We start from the raw sequence: 1,470 nt of genomic DNA on the forward strand, positions 1-1,470 counted from the left end.
ATTTGGCATTGGTTAGCTCCTGTGTGTGACGGGTGTCCAGTGCTGAGAGATGCTGGATGCGCTCTTGCTGGTCTTTTATCGCAGCGACCTGATGCTGATACTTCGTATCCAGTTCCGCGTAAGCCTTGGCCTTGTCCCGATACTCACTGTAATAGAACCAAAGCAGACCCGCGACGACAGCAAAAGCCCCGAGGGTGAAGTACTGGCTGTTGAATTTCATCGTTATTACTTTCCAACAAATTTATTATATTTATCGGTTAAAAAACTTAATCCAAAAGCAATGGGAGCAGTCACAACCATAAATGGCCAAACCACCGACACTACCACAAGGACAAAGAACGCCTCCGGTTCTTTGCCATACCTTTCTACGGCACGCTTTTCTATCAATACCGAAATAATGAGCGTCCCTACGTAGCCAAGGACATAGAGCACAAAAATAGCTATAGTGCTATCTATCATAAGAGTTCATACGCTTTTTCAAACGTCGCCTCGGAATAAGGTTGCAGGTTGCTGTTTTCCATCTTGATAATGCCCTCTGCCAGAGCAAACAGGACTTTCTTATCCTGAGCCGATATCTTCGCATCAGGAGAGACACCAACCTTTTCAGCCGCAAAACGAATGTAGCTTTCCGTGTTATTTTCCGTAGGCGGGGCATAACGATTGATGATTTTTCTAATCGTGTGTAGCTGGTGTTTGAGCTGATAGTTCCTCAGCAATTTGAACAGTGCCCGAATACCATATTCGGCAGACTCAAACCGACAGAACCGCTTTTCAATACTCAGATCATGCTTCAACTGACCTTGCCACTTATTGGCCGGGTTATGGTCAATGTTGCCCGGATTGTTATTGCGTATGCCTCTGGTCATTACTTATCTCCCAAACGCTTATTGATGGCCCGAATCGCAAACTCGCGGATTTTTTCCACACCGATAAATCCAATGGCGCCACCAATAGCCGGGGCAAAGTTGATAGGAATGCCGAACGTTTCCAGACCACTTGTAATGCTCCACGAGAATGCACCGCATAGCAGCGCTTCAATCCATCGGTTCTTACGTTCCACACCATCGTAAATCAGACGGCCGTAACAAATTGCCGCAGCTAATAGTGTGCCGGATACCTGCGGCCACGAGTTTTTCAGACCGTTCAGTACTTCGGCCCACAAATCAGGATTTTCTTTCATCTTCATATTCCACCCCATTGAGCAATGGGCGTCCGTGGGGTGAGCTATGTTCGCCCCTGTGAGTTAAGTTAATGGGAGATACCGATATGGGAATTCCCATAACGGAATTAATTCAAATAGTTAGGGATGCCAGCCGCAATGTGTGGATACGGATGTGATAGGAGTGATTGCGGTGGCAAATCCGGTTAATGAGCTATGGCCACTTCTTGTTTTCATCCCTCAAATAAGGGAGAAAAAACGGAAAGTGGGGATAAAAAAGGCCACGCCGGAGCGCAGCCTTGGATTTGAAC

General features: G+C 46.7%; 3 protein-coding genes and 1 pseudogene. All 4 read right to left on the bottom strand.

Features of this window, described 5'->3' with window-relative positions; translation table 11 throughout:
- Positions 1–220, bottom strand: a pseudogene (locus H8A87_RS16350) (lysis protein); the annotation flags it as partial.
- 5 nt (positions 221–225) lie between these two features.
- Complete coding sequence (locus H8A87_RS16355; protein WP_198690997.1) at positions 226–459, bottom strand: hypothetical protein; 234 nt, start codon at positions 457–459, stop codon at positions 226–228.
- Positions 456–866 (bottom strand): structural protein, encoded by a 411-nt coding sequence (locus H8A87_RS16360; protein WP_198690998.1) that lies wholly within the window; start codon positions 864–866, stop codon positions 456–458. Before H8A87_RS16360 ends, H8A87_RS16355 begins: the two co-directional genes overlap by 4 nt.
- Positions 866–1,186 (bottom strand): phage holin, lambda family, encoded by a 321-nt coding sequence (locus H8A87_RS16365; RefSeq protein ID WP_232370317.1) that lies wholly within the window; start codon positions 1,184–1,186, stop codon positions 866–868. Before H8A87_RS16365 ends, H8A87_RS16360 begins: the two co-directional genes overlap by 1 nt.
- Between the last annotated feature and the right edge of the window lie 284 nt (positions 1,187–1,470).

The organism is Xenorhabdus lircayensis (assembly GCF_016306625.1).
Taxonomy (GTDB): Bacteria; Pseudomonadota; Gammaproteobacteria; order Enterobacterales; family Enterobacteriaceae; genus Xenorhabdus; species Xenorhabdus lircayensis.